Below are 19,947 nucleotides of genomic sequence, written 5' to 3'. Positions count from 1 at the left end.
AATCAGTTACATGAGATGCTGGTTGATTAATTAGTTTTTACTGACAAATGTCTGTTCTTTCTTCTGTATCTATCACTGTTCCAGGCACAACTGCCAATTTAGGACCAGGTTTTGATTGTATTGGTGCGGCTCTAACGCTGTACAACGAGTTTAAGTTCACTCGCCTTGATATACCGCCTTACCTTGAGGGAGTGAAAATTACTGTCACAGGTGCGGAGGCTGAACGAGTTGTCACTGATGAAAGTAATTTGCTCTATCAAGCGTTTGTGAAATTTTATCAACACACAGAGCAGACACCGCCACCTGTAGAGATTGAGATTCATCTTGGTGTTCCACTGGCGCGGGGTTTGGGGAGTTCGGCGACAGCAATTGTCGGTGGGTTGGTTGGTGCGAATTTGTTGGCGGGGGAGCCTTTGAGCCAGTTGGAAGTGATGGAGTTGGCGATCGCTCTAGAAGGACATCCAGATAATGTGGTACCAGCTTTGTTGGGAGGATGTCGGTTGGCGGCGACGGGGGTAGAAGGTGAACCGCAGAGGCACAGAGAGCACAGAGAGTGGGAGGTTTGTGAGGTTCCTTGGTGTGAGGAGATTGTACCAGTCGTGGCGATTCCAGATTTTGAGCTTTCAACAAAGCAGGCGCGTCAGGTTTTGCCTACTGAGGTAAGTCGTGCGGATGCGATTTTTAATGCGGCGCATCTGGGGTTGTTGTTGCGTGGTTTGGAAACTGGCAAGGGTGATTGGTTGAGGGCTGCTTTGCAAGATAGGTTGCATCAGCCTTATCGAAAAGCATTGATTCGAGGTTACGATGCGGTGTATTCTGCTGCTGTTGAAGCTGGTGCTTATGGGATGGTGATTAGTGGTGCTGGTCCAACATTGTTGGCTTTGACGGATAAGGCGCATTCTCAAGCTGTGGCGCAAGCGATGACAGCAGCTTGGATGGAGGAGGGAATAAAACCAGAGGTGCGATCGCTCTGTGTTGATACTCAAGGGGCACAAATCAATTCAAAATTCCAAACTATAAATTAAATTTTACACTCTGAAACTTTTGCTGATATGTCAACCGTATTTATCAGATAGTTATAGGTAACTATCTCTGTCTTTTTATTTAAGTACTGAGCCTTTAACTAGCACCGTTACACACTCGCAACGAATCAAACAAACACCATCCCCCTTCTTCCCTGTTCTCTATTCCCGGCTCCCGGCTCCCTGCTCCCGGCTCCCGGCTCCCTGCTCCCGGCTCCCTGTCTTTCCCACAGAACCCTCCTAGGGCAGAGTTAACATAACAAATTGTGACGGTGGCTGTTGCCACCTTTTTTGTTGACTTAGCAAAACTTTACAATTAGAATGGATTTGCTTCCAAAAATAAGTATTTGTTACTAATGAAATCTAAAGATTTGGTTTTGATAGAGAAATGACGTTCACAAAAGTATGAACAACTTAATATAATGTAATTAAAATAAAAACGTAAAGTGATTGTCACCTGATAGAATATGTTTGATTTTCCTTGGTTAACAACCATAATTTTATTGCCGATAGTGGCTGCTACAGCCATCCCCCTAATCCCAGATAAAGAAGGCACAACTCTCCGCTGGTATGGTTTGGGAGTCGCCTTTACAGACTTTGCCCTGATGATTTATGCTTTTTGGCATAACTACGATTTTCAAAGCTCTGCATTCCAACTGGTTGAAAAATATTCTTGGATTCCTCAAATAGGTTTGAATTGGTCTGTAGCGGTTGATGGGTTATCGATGCCATTGATATTGTTAACAGGCTTGATTAACACACTCGCAGTATTCGCGGCTTGGAAAGTAACTACCAAGCCGCGTTTGTTTTATGCTCTCATGCTGGTGATGTACAGCGCCCAAATTGGCGTCTTTGTTGCCCAGGATTTACTGTTGTTCTTCTTGATGTGGGAAATCGAGTTGGTACCTGTGTACTTGCTGATTTCTATCTGGGGAGGAGAAAAGCGCCGCTATGCAGCTACCAAATTCATTCTCTACACTGCTGCTGCATCAATATTTATCTTGGTAGCGGGCTTTGCAATGGCATTCTCTGGAGACAGCGTTACCTTCGACATGGCAACTTTGGGAATGAAGGAATATCCCAAAGCATTTGAACTTCTAGTTTATGTGTGTTTCTTGATTGCTTTTGGTGTCAAGCTGCCGATTTTCCCTCTGCACACCTGGTTACCTGATGCTCACGGTGAAGCCCCAGCACCTGGTTCGATGATTTTGGCTGGTGTTTTGTTGAAGATGGGTGGTTATGCACTTATCCGCATCAACGTGGAGATGTTACCCAACGCTCATGTTTACTTCGCTCCAGTGCTAGCAATTTTAGGTGTCGTAAACATTGTCTACGGTGCTTGCTGTGCCTTTGCTCAAACGAATCTTAAGCGGCGCTTGGCTTATTCGTCTGTTGCTCACATGGGGTTTGTCCTGATTGGTATTGCTTCCTATACAGACTTGGGCATCAACGGCGCAATGCTACAGATGATTTCTCATGGTTTGATTGCTGCAAGCTTGTTCTTCCTCTCTGGCGTGACTTACGAGCGCACTCACACCTTGATGATGGACAAAATGGGTGGCATAGCAAAAGTCATGCCCAAAACCTTTGCTCTATTCACTACGGCTGCAATGGCTTCTCTGGCGTTACCAGGGATGAGTGGGTTTGTCGGTGAGTTGATGGTTTTTCTCGGAATTGCCACAAGCGATGTCTACAGCTCTAGCTTCAAGGTTGTCGTCGTGCTACTCTCAGCTGTTGGTGTGATTCTGACTCCGATTTATTTACTCTCAATGTTGCGCGAAGTCTTCTACGGTCAGCAAAATGAAGAGTTAGTGCTGGATGCAGTGGTACTAGATGTTAAACCACGCGAACTGTTCATCACTGCTTGTTTGATACTTCCCATCATCGGTATCGGCTTCTATCCTAAGGTGGCGATGCAAACATACGACGTGAAGACTATGCAAGTCGCAACTCATGCTCGTCAAGTTCTACCAGTTGTTGCACAGCAGCAACCAACAAGTTTATATTCCCTTATATTTACCGCACCAACACTGGCTAGTTCAGAAGTTCCAGGTTTGGTTAATATTGCTGAGTAATATCTGTCCCCACAGGAGTGGGACTGTTAAAGAATCCTAGAATGATCATACAGGGGGTGATTCAGCAATCACCCCCTAAAATTTAGTAATAAAGTCACATCAGCTCATGACTTTAGTCCCATGTAATTCCTCAGTAGAATTTTTAGTATTAATTCGGCATTAACATCAAGCACTCAAAACCTGACCCGAATTAAATCTGGGTTAGGTTTTTTTTGTAGTTCGATTGTCCCTGACTTTTTTTTATACTTACAACACCCCGTGCAACCGCACAGCGATCGCCTGCTTTTAGTCTAAACTCCAGTTCATAAACACTCCTGGTATGTTGGGCAACTTTATTGGCTGGTGTAAGTTCTTTCACATCAAGGTTAAGCAGACTCAGCAGAAAATATTTTTGTCGGGGAGTCAGGGTATAAAGCTCGTCGATAAAATCTTTCTTAATGCCTAGAATATCGCAAACAACATCCCAGTTTATTTTGTATTCCCGTTCAAAAACACCTGCCAGGGACAACCAACTTCTCAAGGAGCATTTTGTTCAAATCTCAATTTTGAGCTTTTGATGTAGTCTTCATCAATCTCAAAAGCCAACCAGCGTCTTTGTAAGGTTTCTGCAACTCGACCTGTCATGTTAGAACCCGCGAAAGGTTCTAAAACAATATCGCCCGGTTCTGTACAAAGGTTGATGACAAACTCTGGTAATGCTTGAGGGAATCTTGCCGGGTGTGGCTTCAAACCTTCTTCTTTGCAACGCCGTTGATAATAATCCTTAGAAGCAGTATTCGATGCAGAAATCACATTTACAGGCTGGACTAAATCTTCAAATAAAATTTCTTGTATAAGAGTCGGTTGCCCTATTTCTTCTTTATCTGTACTGCAACGTCCATCAATAATATTCGGGGGGATAGCCCCTCCTCTGTCGTTCCCAAATTTATCGGAAATATCATGACCCGATGGTCTAACTTTGGGCTTGTATCCATTCTTAATCAGGTTTTTCATCGCATCGCTATAAGGCTTTAAAACCCTTCTATTGTTAGCTTTAGGATGTGGTTCTTTTGACAGCCACCAAATTGTATTTACCGAATCTTTAACTCTTTCCCTGCGAACTGTTACCCATTCAGCAGGGGTGGGAAGTTTAGCTGGATTATACCAATATAATTCTTGTGCCAGATAAAACCCTATTCCGCCTTTTTCTTTCGGTTTGCACAGAGCAACAACTAATTCAAAATGGTAAAGAGAGCGAACTGGCATCCCCTTAATCCAACTGCCACCAATATCAATAAACAGTGAGCCTGTTGGTTTTAGAATACGGTGAAATTGTTTTGCAAAATTTTTAAACCATTCGACATATTCGTCGGCGTCAACATTTCCGTATTCTTTTTTACGAACAAGTGCGAATGGTGGAGATGTACAAATTAGGTCGATACTGTCATCGGGAATACCTGCCATTAATTCCAGGCTGTTTCCCAAATAAGTAGCACCAAATTTTGTTTCGTAGTAAGAGTTACAATTAAGTCTCATATAAACTTTGTTAGTACTATTGTACGCTTCACGAAGACAGCATTATCCATAAAAGCATAAGTTTTCCAACTGTGAACTATTTTTTTGATCAATTTGCTGGCTCAATAGGGTGATTGGTACACCTACCCAACCTCCCAAAACTCAAAGGAATTTCTCCAGGTTGCAAACAAAGTTAACCCCGCAAACGTAGAATCCCATACCCTGTCGTTAAAAAAGGTACAAAAATTCCCAAGTTTCGACGCTCAAAAGTCACGTAATTTCTAAGCTTTGCTTTTTACCTTACTTTTTTATACAACTCAGCGGTGCTGAGTCATTTTTCATGCTTTAGTTTAAATTCCAGTTACTTGATATGACAAATCAAAAAAGTGCATGCAATGGAAAAGACCTCATTATCTACGGTCTTCTAGTTCTAATCTATATAAGCCATACCAGTGACGAACTGCAAGCCAGATGACTGAAAGCAAGCCTGCAAGGCTAAGAGTAAGACCGCTAAATGGTACTAATAATCCAAAGACAGGGAGCACAGTACCAGCAATTGTACAGATCAGGGCAGCTAGAGAAACACTGCGATTTTTTGACCCCAAACCCCATGTCAATGCTAGTAAGACAAGCGAAATGAAAGTCCAAGCTAGCTGAGGATTTATGAAGCGACTGAGATAAGTCAAACTCAGCAAACAAGCAAAGAACACACTACCTGCAATTGCCACATTTGTCAAGCTCACGGGTAGTGATAAATACAGCAGCAATATCCACCAGAAAAATATTGTCGGTGCTAGTAATAGTAGTCGGGGTAGGACACCAGTGTGACGAATAGGGTCAGTGTAGGTGTATACTCCAAATGGGTTCTTGACTGAAACATTATCGTCAAAGAGCCAAGTAAATTGAGTTCCTTGTCTGTCATTTTTTATCTCATTGGGTATGATACCGCTGGCAAAATCTGCTCCAGGGAAGTTGGCGATGGCTAGCAGACGGAAGTTAGAAAGCAACTGCCCATTTGAGCTATAAACCCAGCGTGGTGATCCTTGTGCTTTATAAGTGACTCTTAGACTCGTTTCTTGTCCCGGTTGTAGTTGAAAAGGAAAGCTATAGTCACCAGGATTTGTTTGTGGAAGTCTAGTACCGTCACGCTCTACTTTATAACTTTGCAATAAGGAGTAACCAATGAGTGGTGATGCTTCAAAGAAAAAACTATTAATATCTTTGAGTTGGTTAACAACTTTATAGTCAGCAGTGTAGTCTATTTTATAAATTGCCCGACGACCTCGAACATCTGGGCTTTGGTCAATCTTAACTTGAATTTGCGATCCACTTAATGTTAAGAAACGGCTAATCTTTCGTTTTTCATTTACCTTGACTATCTTGCCATTCACTTGAGTGGTGTATGCATATGGCTCTTCAGTCATGTATCGTATTTGAGGCGCTATTTGTTCTAACCTTTCACCAGCGACACTCTCGGCAACTTGAGCCACCTTTGCCTGTTCCCAATGATGGTAACGATTGCTCAAAGTTGAACAAAGAAAAAACCCTCCCACCAGCAAAACTAACACGAGGGTTAAATGCTGTAATCCCCGCAATAGTTGAGAGTAACTAACTGCCCACTCTCCAATCAAAATCTCTTGCTGTTGTTGATTTTGACGTAGGGCAAAGCTCAACAAAGCAATTGCAATTCCCAAAGCGAAAACCAGAAATACTAATAACAGTGAACCTTTAAGTAGATGCGTTCCAAATTGCATCAGTTCGCTAGGATGCGTTAAATCGGGTAATCCTGGAATGCCTTGGGCAGATTCAGACATGGGGGAGTGTTGGAAGAGTTTGGAGATTCTGACTGAGAAAATCTCCTAAAAGTTTCTTACCAAAAGTTAGGCTTTATCTTCATCCAGGATTGTTCCTTCTAGATTTGCATCATCCAAGTTGGTTTGGTTTAAATTCGCTTCATGGAGTTCTGCATTCTTGAGATCTGCTTGGCTTAAATCTGCTTTAGCTAAGTCAGCATGACTGAGATCTGCTTCAGTTAGAGAAACTGCATTGAGGTTAGCTTCTTGTAGATCGGCTTCGCGCAAGTTGGTATTAATTAACTTTGCGATCGTCAAATCAGCTTCACTCAAATTGGCACCGTCCAAAATTGCTCCTTCTAGAATAGCTCCATCTAGAATAGCTCCATTCAAATTAGCTTGTGTGAGATTTGCCTGATTTAGATTGGCTCCATTTAAGTCTGCTTCAATTAAGCTTGCTTGACTGAGATTAACCCTGCTTAAATCAGCTCCATCGAGAATGGCTCTGTCTAAAATAACTCCACTCAGATCAGCTCCTTCCAAGAATGCTTCGCTCAGGTTTGCTGAAGTAAAATCTCTTTTACCTGCAGCGTATTGTGCCAATAATTCATCTGCTTTCATTGCTTTGCCTCCAACAAGTTTTTACTTCTTTTGTCAGCTACATTAGCAATTTTTTTAGGGCAGAGTATCCCTCTGCCCTCGAAGATGAAACTAATTAACTTTTATTTTCATTTTCAAGCTGCTTGGTTCCCACCAGAAAGTCTATATCTTCCCTTGGCAGTTTGGCAGACAAATCCTTGTCTCCTGGAAGAGGAAACTTAACTTCAAACCCATCTTGATCGCATTCTTCAACCTTTCCTACTAAACCTTCTTTCAAATTCTCGTCTATATCGCGATTTAGTCCAACTAGATCGTCTTTCTCAATAGGTGTTGAGTTGTTATTCTCATTAGGCGTCATATTTCCGACCTCCAGTTACTACTAACTATTAGAGTGGGCTAGCCAATGCTTTCGCAAAGTATTTTATTAAAGTATCCTATGTATCATGACGCATTGTTGCAAAATTCACTTCCTACCTTTGCCCGATATTGACGCTTTGTACCTTGCCTAGAGATATACGAAGAAAGGAAGAGTTGATACAATACGGTTCGGATAAGCACCCTAACAGAAACCCCGTAACTTCTGCGAAACCGGGTTTCTACGCATGCGAACTACCCTTAACCGAACCGTATTGAGAGCTGATATGCAGCGTATTAATCTAAACTCTTTTAATAATGAGAGTTTGAATCAAGTCTTTTGATTAGCTGATTTAAACCGACCTGCGACGAATTCTCGCTTTTCTAAATGCTTGCTTTTGCGTCCGGTAACACGTTCGCGCCACATCCGAAAGCTGGATGCTTTCATTTCACGGCGCATGAGGGCAATGACTTGCTTTTCTTGCAAACCGAATTGTTTTTCAATTGCCTCAAAAGGAGTCCGGTCTTCCCATGCCATTTCGATAATACGGTCGATGATTTCGGAATCAAGTAATGGTAGTTTCATTGGTGGTTAACAATGTTCATAAGCAAGATTTGCCAAAAAAATCAGGGCAACTTTGGAAAAATCCAAAATTACCCTGAATATTACAAGTCAAGAATGAGGATAGAAAAGTTTTGTATTCATTCCTCACTCTTAACTCCTCACCTTTTAAGCAAACGTTGCAGTTTTCACATCGTTGTTTGCCAGTAGTTCTTGCAATTCCTCAGCGTCCACAGTTTCCTTATCAACCAGCATTTGCGCGATTTGGTCAAGAATGTGGCGGTTATTTTCCAACACTTCTTTGGAGCGTTGGTAAGCTGTTTCTACCAGTATGCGGACTTCTTCATCAATAGCAGCAGCAGTTTCTTCTGAGAAGTCGCGTTCTGCCATGATATCTCGACCGAGGAACATGTTACCTTGCTGACGACCAAGGGCAACTGGACCGAGGCGATCGCTCATTCCAAAGCGTGTTACCATCTGACGGGCAACACGAGCAACTTGTTGCAAGTCTTGAGCCGCACCTGTGGTCACTTCTTCGTCACCAAAGATGATTTCTTCAGCAAGACGACCACCTAATGCAACAGCCATCTGATTTTCCAGATAAGAACGGCTGTATAAGCCAGTGTCCATCCGGTCTTCACTGGGGGTAAACCAAGTTAAACCACCAGCTCTACCACGAGGAATAATGCTAATCTTCTGCACGGGGTCATAGTCTGGCATCAAAGCACCGACAAGGGCGTGACCTGCTTCGTGATATGCTACGAGTTCTTTGCGTTTTTCGCTCATAACTCGGTCTTTTTTCTCTGGACCTGCTAACACGCGGTCGATCGCATCGTTAATTTCATCCATCGAAATTTCGGTTAAATTTCGACGTGCAGCCAAAATCGCAGCTTCATTAAGCAAGTTGGAAAGGTCTGCACCTGTGAACCCAGGAGTACGACGGGCAATTCTTTCTAAGTCCACATCTTTTGCCAAGGTCTTACCACGGGCATGAACTTTGAGAATTTCCACACGTCCACCATAATCTGGGCGATCTACAACGACTTGACGGTCGAAGCGACCGGGACGCAACAGCGCTGCATCTAGAACGTCGGGACGGTTGGTAGCAGCAATGATGATAATACCTGTGTTACCTTCAAAGCCGTCCATTTCTGTGAGTAACTGGTTGAGGGTTTGTTCCCGTTCATCGTTACCACCGCCTAAACCAGCACCCCGCTGACGACCGACTGCGTCAATTTCATCGATGAAGACGATACAGGGGGCATTTGTCTTTGCTTGCTCGAACAAGTCGCGGACACGGGATGCGCCAACACCCACGAACATTTCCACAAACTCAGAACCAGAGATGGAGAAGAAGGGGACACCAGCTTCACCTGCGACTGCACGCGCGAGCAGAGTTTTACCAGTTCCTGGAGGTCCAACCAACAGTACGCCTTTGGGAATTTTTGCACCAACAGCCGTAAAGCGGTCAGCGTTTTTCAAAAAGTCTACGACTTCGTTGAGTTCTAGCTTCGCTTGGTCAATACCAGCAACATCGTTAAATGTCACTTGGGTTTGTGGTTCCATTTGCACTCTGGCTTTGGACTTACCAAAGTTCATCGCTTGGCTACCAGGACCATTTTGAGCGCGGCGGAGCAAGAAAAACAAACCAACTAAAAGTAATACAGGGAAAAATAAGCTGCTGAGTGCCTTAAACCAAAATCCTTCGTCGTTTTGCGGCAAAACACTAATATCTACACCGTTTTGGGTAAGGGTGTTAATAAGGTCAGGGTCGTTAACCAGAGTCACCAGCTTCTTGGTACCATCTGTAGGCGTCACAAGAGCTGTAGATCTATCTGCACTTAAACTAACTTTGTTTACTTTACGATTTTGAACTTCTTGAATAAACTGACTGTATCGCCATGTCTCCCGACTTGGTTGTTTTTGGTCAAAAAACGCTGTTCCTAGCGCAATCACTACAATAAACAGCAGTGCATACAGCCCCGCATTTCTCCATCGTTTGTTATTCACCGAGGTTCATCCTCCTACATCTGGTTTTGTGCGATAAGCCGATAGCGTTTGCGCAGCGTCCCTCTTAGGGACTAGGGTGACGTTAGTCATAGGCTTTAAGCTCCGCTTATCGCTTGGGTGTCTGTTTGACAGTTCGACTAAGAGTGAAAATAAAGCTTGCGCTCATTTTCATAAAAAAGCCCTAATTTTTTAATGTCCACATCCTGCTCTTGTCCATGCCTACTAGGAGGGTTCAAGTGAGACAGCGCTGCAGGAGGGTTTCCAACGCCAGATGATCCACTTGGGGAGACCCCAAGACCGCACTGGCTCCTCCGTAGGCGACTGCGAACCCGAAGGGTAAGACAGCGAGACGCATTTAGTAAAGATAGGCTTTTCTTAGAATTATGTTAACTTATCTTAACGTATAACAAATTTTGCACCTACAATGCTAAAAAAATATTTGCAGTTCTTTAAAACAGGGATGGTGGGGATTATATTCTAGCTTTCCTGAATGCCAGATAACCGTGCGAAGCGGGATAATTTCTACAACACTGTTGCTGTAGGCAATTGCCTCAAACCCCTTGACTAACTCTGGTGTCCAAGGTTCCTCAGGAACTTGGTGCTGCTTTTTCAAAAGCCAGTCTACAAGTTCTCCTCGCACGACTCCCGGCAAGATTTCTGCTGTTAAGGGCGGCGTCCACCAACAACCATCTCGCCACCCCCAGAGGTTACCCGTACTTGTTTCTAGCCAATTTCCCGCAGTATCTACCAAAATGACTTCTTGGGCATCTAATTTTTGAGCGCTAGCTTTTGCTAACCATGCGCTGAGGTAGTTACCTGTTTTATGAGACGGTAAACTGCGAGCAAACTCAGGAACTGCTAAAGTTGCTATTAAACCATTTTTCTGGTTTTCTGTCAAGTTATTTGGCAGCAATCTTCCCGTTATCCACTCACGTCCATTAGGAAATATGGCGATTCTGAGAACAGGGAAGTGCGTCATCATAATTTCTGCTCCTTGACGCAATCGCTCCTCATCTGGTGTTTGCCAACCAAAGGTTTGTAAACTAAATTTTAGGCGATCGCAATGTGAGCGCCAGTGAGTTAATCTACTATCGAGCGAGTTATTGTAAACTCGCAGTGTCGTGAAAACAGTTGCTCCGTAGAGTAACCCAGGATCGTCAATTTCTAATTCTAGAGTTCGAGACTCAATTAATTTACCGTTATACCAGTAAATAAATGTACCTCCTTTGAAAGTGGTTACTCCCGAACCGCTCTAACATTATCTATAATAATTTACTCCTCTGTCTATGTTCTAGTAGTCCACCACATCAACTACGCGTACGACACATCTGAGTCGCTTTGCGACACGCACTCGCGTTGAGTAAGTTGGAGTAGTTTACTCAATTGGTTATCACGGATACAGCTAAATTCTAAACAATTCAGCTAAAGTCTTGGAAAACAGTTTTGCTTAGCTCATAGAAACATGCTTATACGTCCAGATTTTTCCGAACTGGACGTATAAACCTTCTTAATTTTAGTGTAGAGGTTTGATCCTCTCAAATCTGTGGCAGATAGATCTGCTGCACAAAAGTCTATCCCACACCTTACATCTTGCATCTGGTAAAACAAATGTCAAAGTTATTACATATTATTATGTGACTTGGCTGTCGTCCGCCTAGGACTGTAAGTCTCAGGATAGATAATAGGCGAAGTCAATTAAAATGGAACGGCACTTGCTACAATCGGAATCTACGGGAAACCTAGCCAAGCACTGCCTCGCTGCAACGCACTGCTTCCTCACTTTCCACACCAGAGACGAAGTTTGACAGCTTGTCTTTTGACAAGTTGTCTGACTAATCGTAAGTTGACACAACTGCTACTAAAGTTTGGTCAAAGTTGGGTGCTGTGAGGTATAAAATGAAATTTAGTTTCCTGATTTATCAAGTTATATTAATTAACTTTGCTTTAGCTCCTGTCACATTTGCACAAGAAAATAATTTCGAGTCAAAAAAGACTTCTATAAAAAAGACATCAGAAATCCCATACTTGAATGAGATAGAAAAACCATATAGAAGTGCAGAATTACTAACTCAAACACCAATTCCATCTAAAAAACCACAAACAACTGGAAATCCAGAACCAAATTCCACAACAAACGAGTCAAAACCCACAGTTGAAAATGAGGGCGCAATTATTATAGATGTGACAGGGAAGAAAGATGACCTTCCTCAGTCTACTCCGACATATGTGATTGAAAAAGAAGAAATCCAAAAACAAGGTGCGACAAGTGTATCTGATGTGTTGAAAAAATTACCTGGATTTGCTATCAATGACTCAGGTCATGGTGCAGATATTCACACAGGTACATACTATCGCGGAGCCTCGATTAACCAATCTGTATTTCTCATTAATGGCAGATCTATTAACTCTAATGTCAACACATATCATGGTGCAACAGATTTAAATAGTATTCCTGTAGAAGCTATTGAACGAGTAGAGTTGTATAGTGGTGCAGCTTCTACTCTCTACGGCTCCTCAGCTTTTGGAGGAGTTGTTAATATCATCACCAAAGAAGGTAGTACGGTTCCTCGCTTCAATGCTACAGCTGAATTTGGGGATTTGAATTTTAATAATCAACAATTAAGCTATGCAGGTTCAACTGGCTCTTTAAGATATAATTTCAGCTTTGAAAGGTCTTTTCTTGATAACCGTTACCGCGTTCCTGTTGGTGCAGCAAATCGTGATGCCCGAGGGTATTTCTTTAATGCAGATACAGCTAACAGCACATATTTTGGTCATCTTGCTTTTGATGTAGATAATAGAAATACTCTTAGTTTAGATGTAACTACACTTAGCAGTCGTAAGGGATTAATTTATTTTGGCTTTCCTTTACAAAGAGACCGATTAGATCATGATGGTTTAAATATTGGTTTTGCTTGGAAAACTCGCCTTAGTAATGATAACAGTTCTGTTGTGACAACGACACTAGGTTATAACCAAGATTACTTCAATACTTACGGTCCTAGCAGCCAATTTTATCGTACAGGGACTTTAGATACACAATTATATACAGCTAGGATAGACCATGCGTGGCAACTCACTCCAAATTATAAATTGCGCTGGGGATTAGATTTACAAAACACAGATTTAACTGGTGATGTATTGAGTACAGTTCCTAACCGAGTCGCCTTAAATGGAAATGAAAACGAAAGTTTACTAAATACCGCATTATTTGCTGTTAATACTTTGAATATCACCGATAAACTTCAGGTAGATTTGGGGTTGAGACAAAGCTTTGATAGCAAATTTGGTAATTATTTCAACCCAAGCGTGGGATTTAAATATGATATTTCTCCTGCTTTAGCTGTGCGAGGAAGTTGGGCAGGAGGACAACGCAATCCAGGTTTGGATCAGTTGTATGTTTATGATACGGTACATGGATGGCTACCTAACCGTGATTTAAAACCAGAAACTGGCTCATCTTGGACTGCGGGAGTTGATGTCAAACTGTTGGAAAATTTAATAGGACAGTTTACTTATTTCGGCAGTAGTTTAGATGATCGCTTAGGAGTCGTAGAAGGAAAATGGGCAAATATTGGGTTAGTTGACACAAATGGTTTAGAGGCGGCGCTACGGTTGAACATTGGTTCTGGATGGTCAACTTTTGTCAATTACACTTACACAGATGCGAAAATACAAACAGGACCAGAAAAAGGGTTACAGCTGGGTTTAATTCCCTACTCTGTTGCTTCTGCTGGTATTGGTTATGAAATTGCAGGCTGGCAAGCTAATTTATATGCTACTTACTATGGTGGCGCTCGTCGAGCCATATACACAAGAGTTGGAGAGACAGCTACAGATTTTTCGCCTTCTTTCTTTAATTTAGATTTTAGCGCTCGCGTTCCTGTGACGAAAAATTTAGGGTTGACAGTTTATTTAGAGAATTTACTCGATGAACAATACGAGCGAGTCAATCGTATCTATAGCCCTGGATTTACTTTTCGCTTAGGTTTAACAGCTAATATTTAGCTCATATCTTGCACCTATCCGTAGAAAACCGTACAACCTAAAAAGATATGCGATAAAGCTACATGATTTTTATTGGTTTTTCTCACTCAATAAAGGATTTTTTGTTGAATACTGAGTGACTAAATACCATGAATCTTTCTTGGTGCAAGATGTGAGTAGACATTTCAAAGATGTGATTGATAAATAAGTTTCACAGAATCAAGGAAATGTTCTGTCTCAGGTTTCATAGTATTAAAACTTCCATAACCTTCGCTATCAACTATATAGTTTCCTGATTCAAGCTGAGTCATCAACCAATTTAGAAATGACTCAAAATCATCTGCTAAAACAAATTTAACGTCTTCATCTCTACCAAAATTTATAACTTGCCCCACTCTACCCCTCTCTGCTGGGTCAAAATCTATGCCTATGTGGTTTCCACCCCAATCGTGAACAAATGGAATCCACTTCTTGTTGATATATATTTCTTTGACTTTTCCAGGTATATGAGATTTCCCGCCAATCTCCTCATTTATTGTCTCATCTACATCAATTATGTCTGACCATGTTTTCCACTGCTCAAATATTCCTTCCAAAGAAAGAAATTCAAGACCATAAAAAAGTCCGGTAGTCTTACCCTGCTGACCATTATGCCACTTATAAAATTCTCTAAATGACATTGGTAGCTGAATTCCTATTTGATTTTCTAAAGATTCAATTTCGCTTTCAGTCGCTCCAGGGTTCAAATCCGCCAACACTTTCGGTAGATGCTCATTAAACCATATTTCAATTCTATTTAGTATCTCTTTCATATCTTGATCAGCAGAAAGTGGTTTGTTAGTTTGCGCTATTTGCGCTCTTTACGGCTTGCTCCAACTTCTTGACTTTAATTGACATTATAGTTGGATAAACTATTAAAAAGATTGTCAGTAGTACAAGCAACAGAATATAGGACTCATATTTGATTTTTGTTGGCATAGCCTGCGCTCTGCGCTTAAAAAACTCCGTACACTTTCTATTCCCTATTCCCTGTTAAGCGTTAAGCGTTCCCTACCTCCACGAGTCAATTCATAAATCAAACCGGATTCCTATACTCAAATGATGTTTAATTCACATAAACTATAGCCGAAGTGCTACACGTCGCGTACCTCGACTCAATCCCAACCATAATCGTGATTTTCCTAAATTGCCCCTGATAAGAACGATGTTCACACTTTCCCATTTAGGTTAAAATTTCCAGTATGAGAGCAAAAATTGAAAACGATGTGCTTTTTCTTCACCACGAGGATGTGCCAGAGTATAAAAAAGGCGGTTCCGTGGTGAGGAATAGTTATTTTTGGGCGTTGCGTTCAATCGCTGGTAGAGCTTCGCGTTATGGTGATTGGGAATATGAGCCTGAGGTTTGGTTCGCATTGACGCGGATGCTGTTATCCTTCGCTGAATCTGGATACTTAGGATTAAAAGAAACTGTGCTGGAGTTTCCTCTATCTCAAGGGGGAATTCCTGATGTGCTGCGAGATGTTTCCACTTGGGAATAGATAAAACTGGAGGCTGAGCCTGGTGAAAATTCATTTTCAGGCTGAGTCTGTAAACAAGGAGAATGTAGCAACCTTTACATAAAAAGTTAATATTAAATTCATTCCAAAGTATAGACATTAAAGGTGCAAAACAAGCTACGCTTGTTTTGCACCCTGAAAAAAAATTAATCTACTGGGGAGTTAGAATTCTCCAAAACTTTGACGTTTTAAAATACCCGATGTGCTACGAAATATGTCAACTTGGGAATAGGATAGAACTGGAGACTGAGCCTGGTAAAATTCATCTCCAGGCTACAGCCCAAGAATGATCATAACGGGAAGAATGTAGCGCCATTTACAGAGAAACTTAATATGACATTTATCCAAAAGTAGATATGTTTAAGGGGCAAAACTAGCTACGCTAGTTTTGCCCCCGTGCCAAAAATTTAATAGATTAGAAAGTTATGGATAAAAGCTCTGAAGAATACAATCAGTTTATTGAAGAATACGAGAAAATGTTAGAGCACTATGCACGTTGTTCACAATATCTTACAGCCATAAAAACTTCAAAAGATCCAAATACTGGAGTCGCCGCAGTATACGATAAGGCTCTAAAAGCACACATAGACGCCACAAAATCATACAAAAATTTACTTGCAATCTATAAAGAGTTACTCCATAAATGGCTTTTAGTAGCGCAATCCTATCAGAAAGATGAAGAATTTAAATAGGCTCGAATACCATTTCAGGAATGAGTAGCTTGTCTTTGTCTGAATTTACAAGTTTACCTATTCCTAAAAAGTGCCCATCTTCATGGTAAACTCGTAAAAACTCTAGTAAATTTTCTAAAACATTGAAAGTTATAGGAATACGTTGACCTTGACACCATTTCTGTGCTGATGTTGGTGGTACGGTGATGAAAGGAAGATGCTGTAGTGGTGCATCAGGAGCAAGGGGTTGAAATGTCCCAGCTTGCAACTGTGCTTCTAAGTCAGTCAAGGTGATGCTATTAGCTAGGTGAAATCCACTGCTTTGTGTTCGTGTTAAAGCAGCGAGAGTTCCACCAGTTTGTAAGATTGTTCCTAAGTCACGGGCGATCGCCCGAATATATGTTCCCCCACCACAGGCGATCGCCACATCCAATTCCGTGAACTCCTCCTCTCGCCAGTCCAAAACTTCAATTTTAAAAACCTCCACTATCCGCGCGGGTACTTCTACATCTTCCCCTTTGCGTGCCAAGTCGTACAAGCGTTTTCCTTGGACTTGAATGGCGCTGTAAATAGGAGGAATTTGTTCAATTTTGCCCACAAATTGTTGCAATGCAGATTTTACTCTTTCTAAACTTAACCCGGTGCAAGGTTGTGAGGTGATGACTTCACCTTGCAAATCATCGGTTGTTGTACGCACACCCAAACGAATTGTCGCTTTGTAAGCTTTTTCTCCTGGAAGATATTGTAATAGACGAGTTGCTTTTCCAAGAGCGATGGGTAACACTCCTGTTGCTGCAGGATCTAAAGTTCCTGCGTGCCCGACTCGCTTGATGCGCAAAAATTTGCGTGTTTTGGCTACACAGTCGTGGGAAGTCCAATCAAATGGTTTGTTGAGATTGAGGAAACCTTGCATATGAATTGTGAATTTAAGAGGGAACAGGGAACAGGGAACAGGGAACAGGGAACAGGGAACAAGTGTGTGATTGTCTCGTTGTGTGCGTATTTTCTCATTAGTTCATGTCCTAATCTATCTGGCAATGCTATAAGAGAGACTCTCAAAACATCCGAAAAATACCGATTTGTTAACCGCACAAGGCGCGAAGAGTGCGGTGTGGATGTTCCTCCCGCACTCTTCGCGGTGGGCGCACCAGAACGCAGAGAAAATACGCAACGCTTTGTCAGAGATAATTTTAGAGCATCGAAGGGAGTAAGTTTAGGTTAACGAGTTTTTCCTAAAGCAATAGTAACCGAACCTGTGACAACTAAAACGGCTCCTATGATTCCGAGAGCGGAAATGTTTTCCGGTAAAATGACAGTTGGCATTATGACTGATACAATCCAAACTGATATTAAAGTAACAATAGGAGCTAATGCCGAAACTGCACTAACACGTGAAGCTTCCAAATGTTCTAAAGATTCAGCAAAAGCACCATAAGCAATGAGAGTATTCAAAGCACAAAAAAGTAATATACTCAAATGGAAAAAATTGAGTTGACAAATTGCTTTTGGGTTAGCAAATGGAGTGAATAACAAAGCACATCCTCCATAAATCATGAGCATGATGCTAAAAGAAGATAAAGATTGCAACAACTGCTTTTGTGCCAAAGCATAAAAAGTCCAAGTGGCTGCACCAAAAACAATCAAACCACTACCTACAAGATATTGACCATGAGCTGTCACTAAATTTTTTAATTGTTCATGAAAAAAGAGAGTGAATCCTACAATAAGAATCCCTACACCAATCCACTGAAGTAGAGTATAGCGTTCTCTAAAAAGAAATAAACCACCAAAACCCATAAGTAGGGGAGCCAACTGAATAATAACTTCAGCGTTAGCGGGTGTAGTCAGTGCTAAACCTTGGGTGAAAAAAATATAGTTACCTGCTAAGCCAAGAGTGGCAATTACTAGTAATATCCAAGAAGTGGAACGCAATCTGAAAAGGGGTGGTAATTTTCTTTGCCATCCTAAATAAACAGCTAACAAGACAAACGATACCAAGAAGCGAAACCAAATAATGGTGTAGACATCAAGTACTTTTAGAGTTAAAACCAAGGCTATCGGTAGAATTCCCCACAAAAAAACGGTCACTAACGATAATGCTAAGCCCAAGCGCCAGCGACCGGAAGTTGTATGCATGTTATTTATTAGTTATGAGTCATTCATCAAAAAACAAAACCTTAAATCAGTACCAGGCGTCAGTTGCTGCGAGTGTTATATCGACGGTTACCCAAGCAAAAAAGCACTCTTTACTGATAACTGATAACTGTTAACTGTTAACTGTTAAAAGAAATCAGCCATCCAAGGGGATGCGCCAGAAAATATTTGAGTCGCTGCAAACATTGCTGTTTCTGTAGCATCAAGTTGTCCTGCAAGTTGCAATTGTTGCGGGGTAAATAAGCCTGTGTAGAGAGGTGCTAATCCTCTAATATCTAGCTTCATTTCGCCTTTTCCTCCACTGGTAACTTCACCGCGTCCATTGGCAACAGACAGAATAAATTTACCATTATTTTCAGCGAGTAAGTCATCTTGGATTTCCAAGTGCAGTTCTGCTTGAATTCCTGGTGGATAACCACGCTTTTCTAGCGCTTTGACGACATCAATCACGCGCAGCATCCAATAGCTAGTGGATTTTTGCTTGGCGGTTTGCTCTGGTAAGAGTAAAGTTAGAGATTCCGTAGCAGAACCTTTCCATCGCACATTTTGAATTTGAGAGCGATGCTTGGCAAGAAAATTCCAAAAAGTTTGTGCTGCAGCGGTTGTCATAACTACAAAATCTCTGACTTTTATAAAAGAGCCATCCTGATCTTGGTGCTGACTGATGATGATGTAACCTTGGGGTTGTTCTGCACAACCAATAAGATAGGTGTAAATTCCTTCCTTCTCATCTGGTTTGAATATACGCTCCCAGAGACTTTGATCTCGCTCTACGAATCCATTGTTGAGCTTTGCTTGCTGCTGATAGAGTTCATAAAAAATTTCATGATTACCTACAACAGCACCAATTGGTAGTGACTGTTCCTTCACTAAAATGCTTTGAGTAGGAACTTCCCAAATAGAAGAGATACCCCCCTGTTCATACCCTGCTTTTCGGTATACACGTTGAGTCGCTGGATAGAGAGTGGAGATGGGTACTCCCTTGGCGTGGAGTTCTTTAACAGTGTGCTGCATCATAGCTAATGCTACTCCACCTCCACGATGTTCCGGAGCAATACCTACTGCAGCTATTCCCGCCATAGGTACACGTTCACCACCCCACCACTGAGGCATCAGGATAATCCCTAGTCCACCAGCAACTTCTTCACCTACACGAATAACACGGAAGTTTTCTAAACCAATGGAGTTGAAGAAAATTTCGCTCCCACCTGGCGACATCAGAAAACACTGCTCAAGAATATTCCCCAGCCGCTGAATGTCCTCTTTGATAAGTTGGCTGTATTCAAATTTTGGCATCATAATTGTACACCTCCTAAGACGAAAAAACTACAATTATACTACACTTAAGAGTCGTGTTAACGCCTCACCCAAAAGGTTTACCTAAATAAAGGAAGTTTTTTGGCTTTAATACCAATTCAATAAATAGATTATTATAGTTTTATTGTTTTAGGCATAAGGTAATATCATATAACTTTTATCATCGCTTCGCTCCTCTGGGTGTGGGGTGTAGGGTGTCAGGTGTGGGGGAATATTTGATGTTTTGTACACTCCACACCTAGGAGCAATGGGGTCTAAAACCCCACCGTCACTTGCCCTTCGGGCTCAAATTCAAAAAAGGTCAACGGGTGGTGTTTACGATTGGTTGGGGTTTGAATACCAATACATTCGA

18 protein-coding genes are annotated in these 19,947 nt (G+C 41.7%); 6 read left to right on the top strand and 12 right to left on the bottom strand.

Annotated elements, in window-relative coordinates:
* Positions 1-47: 47 nt before the first annotated feature.
* Both thrB and DP114_RS18235 read left to right on the top strand, forming a co-directional pair.
* Positions 48-1,025: a homoserine kinase gene (gene thrB, locus DP114_RS18240; RefSeq protein WP_171976760.1), complete on the top strand. Its 978-nt coding sequence runs from the start codon at positions 48-50 to the stop codon at positions 1,023-1,025.
* A 464-nt stretch (positions 1,026-1,489) separates the two neighbouring features.
* Positions 1,490-3,097: an NAD(P)H-quinone oxidoreductase subunit 4 gene (locus tag DP114_RS18235; protein WP_171976759.1), complete on the top strand. Its 1,608-nt coding sequence runs from the start codon at positions 1,490-1,492 to the stop codon at positions 3,095-3,097.
* A gap of 190 nt (positions 3,098-3,287) precedes the next feature.
* Here the strand turns inward: DP114_RS18235 and DP114_RS18230 are convergent, their stop codons facing one another.
* The 8 genes from DP114_RS18230 to DP114_RS18195 form a co-directional block, all read right to left on the bottom strand.
* Positions 3,288-3,617, bottom strand: coding sequence for a hypothetical protein (locus tag DP114_RS18230; protein WP_169263419.1), 330 nt, complete (start codon positions 3,615-3,617; stop codon positions 3,288-3,290).
* The gene (locus tag DP114_RS18225; RefSeq protein WP_169263418.1) at positions 3,614-4,612 is read right to left on the bottom strand and encodes a DNA-methyltransferase; all 999 of its coding nucleotides are present in this window, start codon (positions 4,610-4,612) and stop codon (positions 3,614-3,616) included. Before DP114_RS18225 ends, DP114_RS18230 begins: the two co-directional genes overlap by 4 nt.
* Positions 4,613-5,001: 389 nt before the next feature.
* Complete coding sequence (locus DP114_RS18220) at positions 5,002-6,405, bottom strand: hypothetical protein (protein WP_171976758.1); 1,404 nt, start codon at positions 6,403-6,405, stop codon at positions 5,002-5,004.
* A gap of 66 nt (positions 6,406-6,471) precedes the next feature.
* Positions 6,472-7,005 carry a pentapeptide repeat-containing protein gene (locus DP114_RS18215; protein WP_171976757.1) on the bottom strand — a complete coding sequence of 178 codons (534 nt, stop codon included), beginning with the start codon at positions 7,003-7,005 and terminating at the stop codon, positions 6,472-6,474.
* Positions 7,006-7,099: 94 nt separating this feature from the next.
* Positions 7,100-7,342 carry a hypothetical protein gene (locus DP114_RS18210; protein ID WP_169263415.1) on the bottom strand — a complete coding sequence of 81 codons (243 nt, stop codon included), beginning with the start codon at positions 7,340-7,342 and terminating at the stop codon, positions 7,100-7,102.
* Positions 7,343-7,669: 327 nt separating this feature from the next.
* Positions 7,670-7,924, bottom strand: coding sequence for a TIGR03643 family protein (locus DP114_RS18205; RefSeq protein ID WP_169263414.1), 255 nt, complete (start codon positions 7,922-7,924; stop codon positions 7,670-7,672).
* A gap of 144 nt (positions 7,925-8,068) precedes the next feature.
* Positions 8,069-9,910 (bottom strand): ATP-dependent zinc metalloprotease FtsH3, encoded by a 1,842-nt coding sequence (gene ftsH3, locus DP114_RS18200; RefSeq protein ID WP_169263413.1) that lies wholly within the window; start codon positions 9,908-9,910, stop codon positions 8,069-8,071.
* A 427-nt stretch (positions 9,911-10,337) separates the two neighbouring features.
* Positions 10,338-11,123: an aminotransferase class IV gene (locus DP114_RS18195; protein ID WP_169263448.1), complete on the bottom strand. Its 786-nt coding sequence runs from the start codon at positions 11,121-11,123 to the stop codon at positions 10,338-10,340.
* A 683-nt stretch (positions 11,124-11,806) separates the two neighbouring features.
* Here DP114_RS18195 and DP114_RS18190 point away from each other — a divergent pair.
* A complete protein-coding gene (locus DP114_RS18190; protein ID WP_171976756.1) occupies positions 11,807-13,918 on the top strand; it encodes a TonB-dependent receptor plug domain-containing protein in 2,112 nt (703 codons plus the stop codon).
* A gap of 164 nt (positions 13,919-14,082) precedes the next feature.
* On the opposite strand, the gene DP114_RS18185 is transcribed toward DP114_RS18190, so the two are convergent.
* Positions 14,083-14,709 (bottom strand): SMI1/KNR4 family protein, encoded by a 627-nt coding sequence (locus DP114_RS18185; protein WP_171976755.1) that lies wholly within the window; start codon positions 14,707-14,709, stop codon positions 14,083-14,085.
* Positions 14,710-15,138: 429 nt separating this feature from the next.
* On the opposite strand from DP114_RS18185, the gene DP114_RS18180 reads away from it, so the two are divergent.
* Positions 15,139-15,435 (top strand): hypothetical protein, encoded by a 297-nt coding sequence (locus DP114_RS18180; protein WP_171976754.1) that lies wholly within the window; start codon positions 15,139-15,141, stop codon positions 15,433-15,435.
* A gap of 443 nt (positions 15,436-15,878) precedes the next feature.
* Positions 15,879-16,145 carry a hypothetical protein gene (locus DP114_RS18175; RefSeq protein WP_171976753.1) on the top strand — a complete coding sequence of 89 codons (267 nt, stop codon included), beginning with the start codon at positions 15,879-15,881 and terminating at the stop codon, positions 16,143-16,145.
* Here the strand turns inward: DP114_RS18175 and truB are convergent.
* Positions 16,138-17,037: a tRNA pseudouridine(55) synthase TruB gene (gene truB, locus DP114_RS18170; RefSeq protein WP_171976752.1), complete on the bottom strand. Its 900-nt coding sequence runs from the start codon at positions 17,035-17,037 to the stop codon at positions 16,138-16,140. The two genes, DP114_RS18175 and truB, sit on opposite strands and share 8 nt — an antisense overlap.
* Between truB and DP114_RS18165 the strand changes: the two genes are divergently transcribed.
* The gene (locus DP114_RS18165; protein WP_169263407.1) at positions 17,038-17,346 is read left to right on the top strand and encodes a hypothetical protein; all 309 of its coding nucleotides are present in this window, start codon (positions 17,038-17,040) and stop codon (positions 17,344-17,346) included.
* On the opposite strand, the gene DP114_RS18160 is transcribed toward DP114_RS18165, so the two are convergent.
* Complete coding sequence (locus tag DP114_RS18160; RefSeq protein ID WP_171976751.1) at positions 17,343-18,260, bottom strand: DMT family transporter; 918 nt, start codon at positions 18,258-18,260, stop codon at positions 17,343-17,345. The genes DP114_RS18165 and DP114_RS18160 overlap by 4 nt on opposite strands.
* Positions 18,261-18,404: 144 nt before the next feature.
* Positions 18,405-19,577 (bottom strand): GNAT family N-acetyltransferase, encoded by a 1,173-nt coding sequence (locus tag DP114_RS18155; RefSeq protein ID WP_171976750.1) that lies wholly within the window; start codon positions 19,575-19,577, stop codon positions 18,405-18,407.
* Positions 19,578-19,947 lie beyond the last annotated feature (370 nt).

This window comes from Brasilonema sennae CENA114 (assembly GCF_006968745.1).
Classification (GTDB): domain Bacteria; phylum Cyanobacteriota; class Cyanobacteriia; order Cyanobacteriales; family Nostocaceae; genus Brasilonema; species Brasilonema sennae.
This window is presented reverse-complemented; position numbering and strand designations above follow the sequence as displayed.

What these genes read in the sequence shown, in the direction of transcription:
- DP114_RS18175 (WP_171976753.1), top strand. Translation starts at nt 15,879, where the DNA reads ATGGATAAAAGCTCTGAAGAATACAATCAGTTTATTGAAGAATACGAG.
- DP114_RS18215 (WP_171976757.1), bottom strand. Translation starts at nt 7,005, where the DNA reads ATGAAAGCAGATGAATTATTGGCACAATACGCTGCAGGTAAAAGAGAT.
- DP114_RS18190 (WP_171976756.1), top strand. Translation starts at nt 11,807, where the DNA reads ATGAAATTTAGTTTCCTGATTTATCAAGTTATATTAATTAACTTTGCT.
- DP114_RS18235 (WP_171976759.1), top strand. Translation starts at nt 1,490, where the DNA reads ATGTTTGATTTTCCTTGGTTAACAACCATAATTTTATTGCCGATAGTG.
- thrB (WP_171976760.1), top strand. Translation starts at nt 48, where the DNA reads ATGTCTGTTCTTTCTTCTGTATCTATCACTGTTCCAGGCACAACTGCC.
- DP114_RS18185 (WP_171976755.1), bottom strand. Translation starts at nt 14,709, where the DNA reads ATGAAAGAGATACTAAATAGAATTGAAATATGGTTTAATGAGCATCTA.
- DP114_RS18155 (WP_171976750.1), bottom strand. Translation starts at nt 19,577, where the DNA reads ATGATGCCAAAATTTGAATACAGCCAACTTATCAAAGAGGACATTCAG.
- truB (WP_171976752.1), bottom strand. Translation starts at nt 17,037, where the DNA reads ATGCAAGGTTTCCTCAATCTCAACAAACCATTTGATTGGACTTCCCAC.
- DP114_RS18205 (WP_169263414.1), bottom strand. Translation starts at nt 7,924, where the DNA reads ATGAAACTACCATTACTTGATTCCGAAATCATCGACCGTATTATCGAA.
- DP114_RS18225 (WP_169263418.1), bottom strand. Translation starts at nt 4,612, where the DNA reads ATGAGACTTAATTGTAACTCTTACTACGAAACAAAATTTGGTGCTACT.
- DP114_RS18165 (WP_169263407.1), top strand. Translation starts at nt 17,038, where the DNA reads ATGAATTGTGAATTTAAGAGGGAACAGGGAACAGGGAACAGGGAACAG.
- DP114_RS18210 (WP_169263415.1), bottom strand. Translation starts at nt 7,342, where the DNA reads ATGACGCCTAATGAGAATAACAACTCAACACCTATTGAGAAAGACGAT.
- DP114_RS18180 (WP_171976754.1), top strand. Translation starts at nt 15,139, where the DNA reads ATGAGAGCAAAAATTGAAAACGATGTGCTTTTTCTTCACCACGAGGAT.
- DP114_RS18220 (WP_171976758.1), bottom strand. Translation starts at nt 6,405, where the DNA reads ATGTCTGAATCTGCCCAAGGCATTCCAGGATTACCCGATTTAACGCAT.
- DP114_RS18160 (WP_171976751.1), bottom strand. Translation starts at nt 18,260, where the DNA reads ATGCATACAACTTCCGGTCGCTGGCGCTTGGGCTTAGCATTATCGTTA.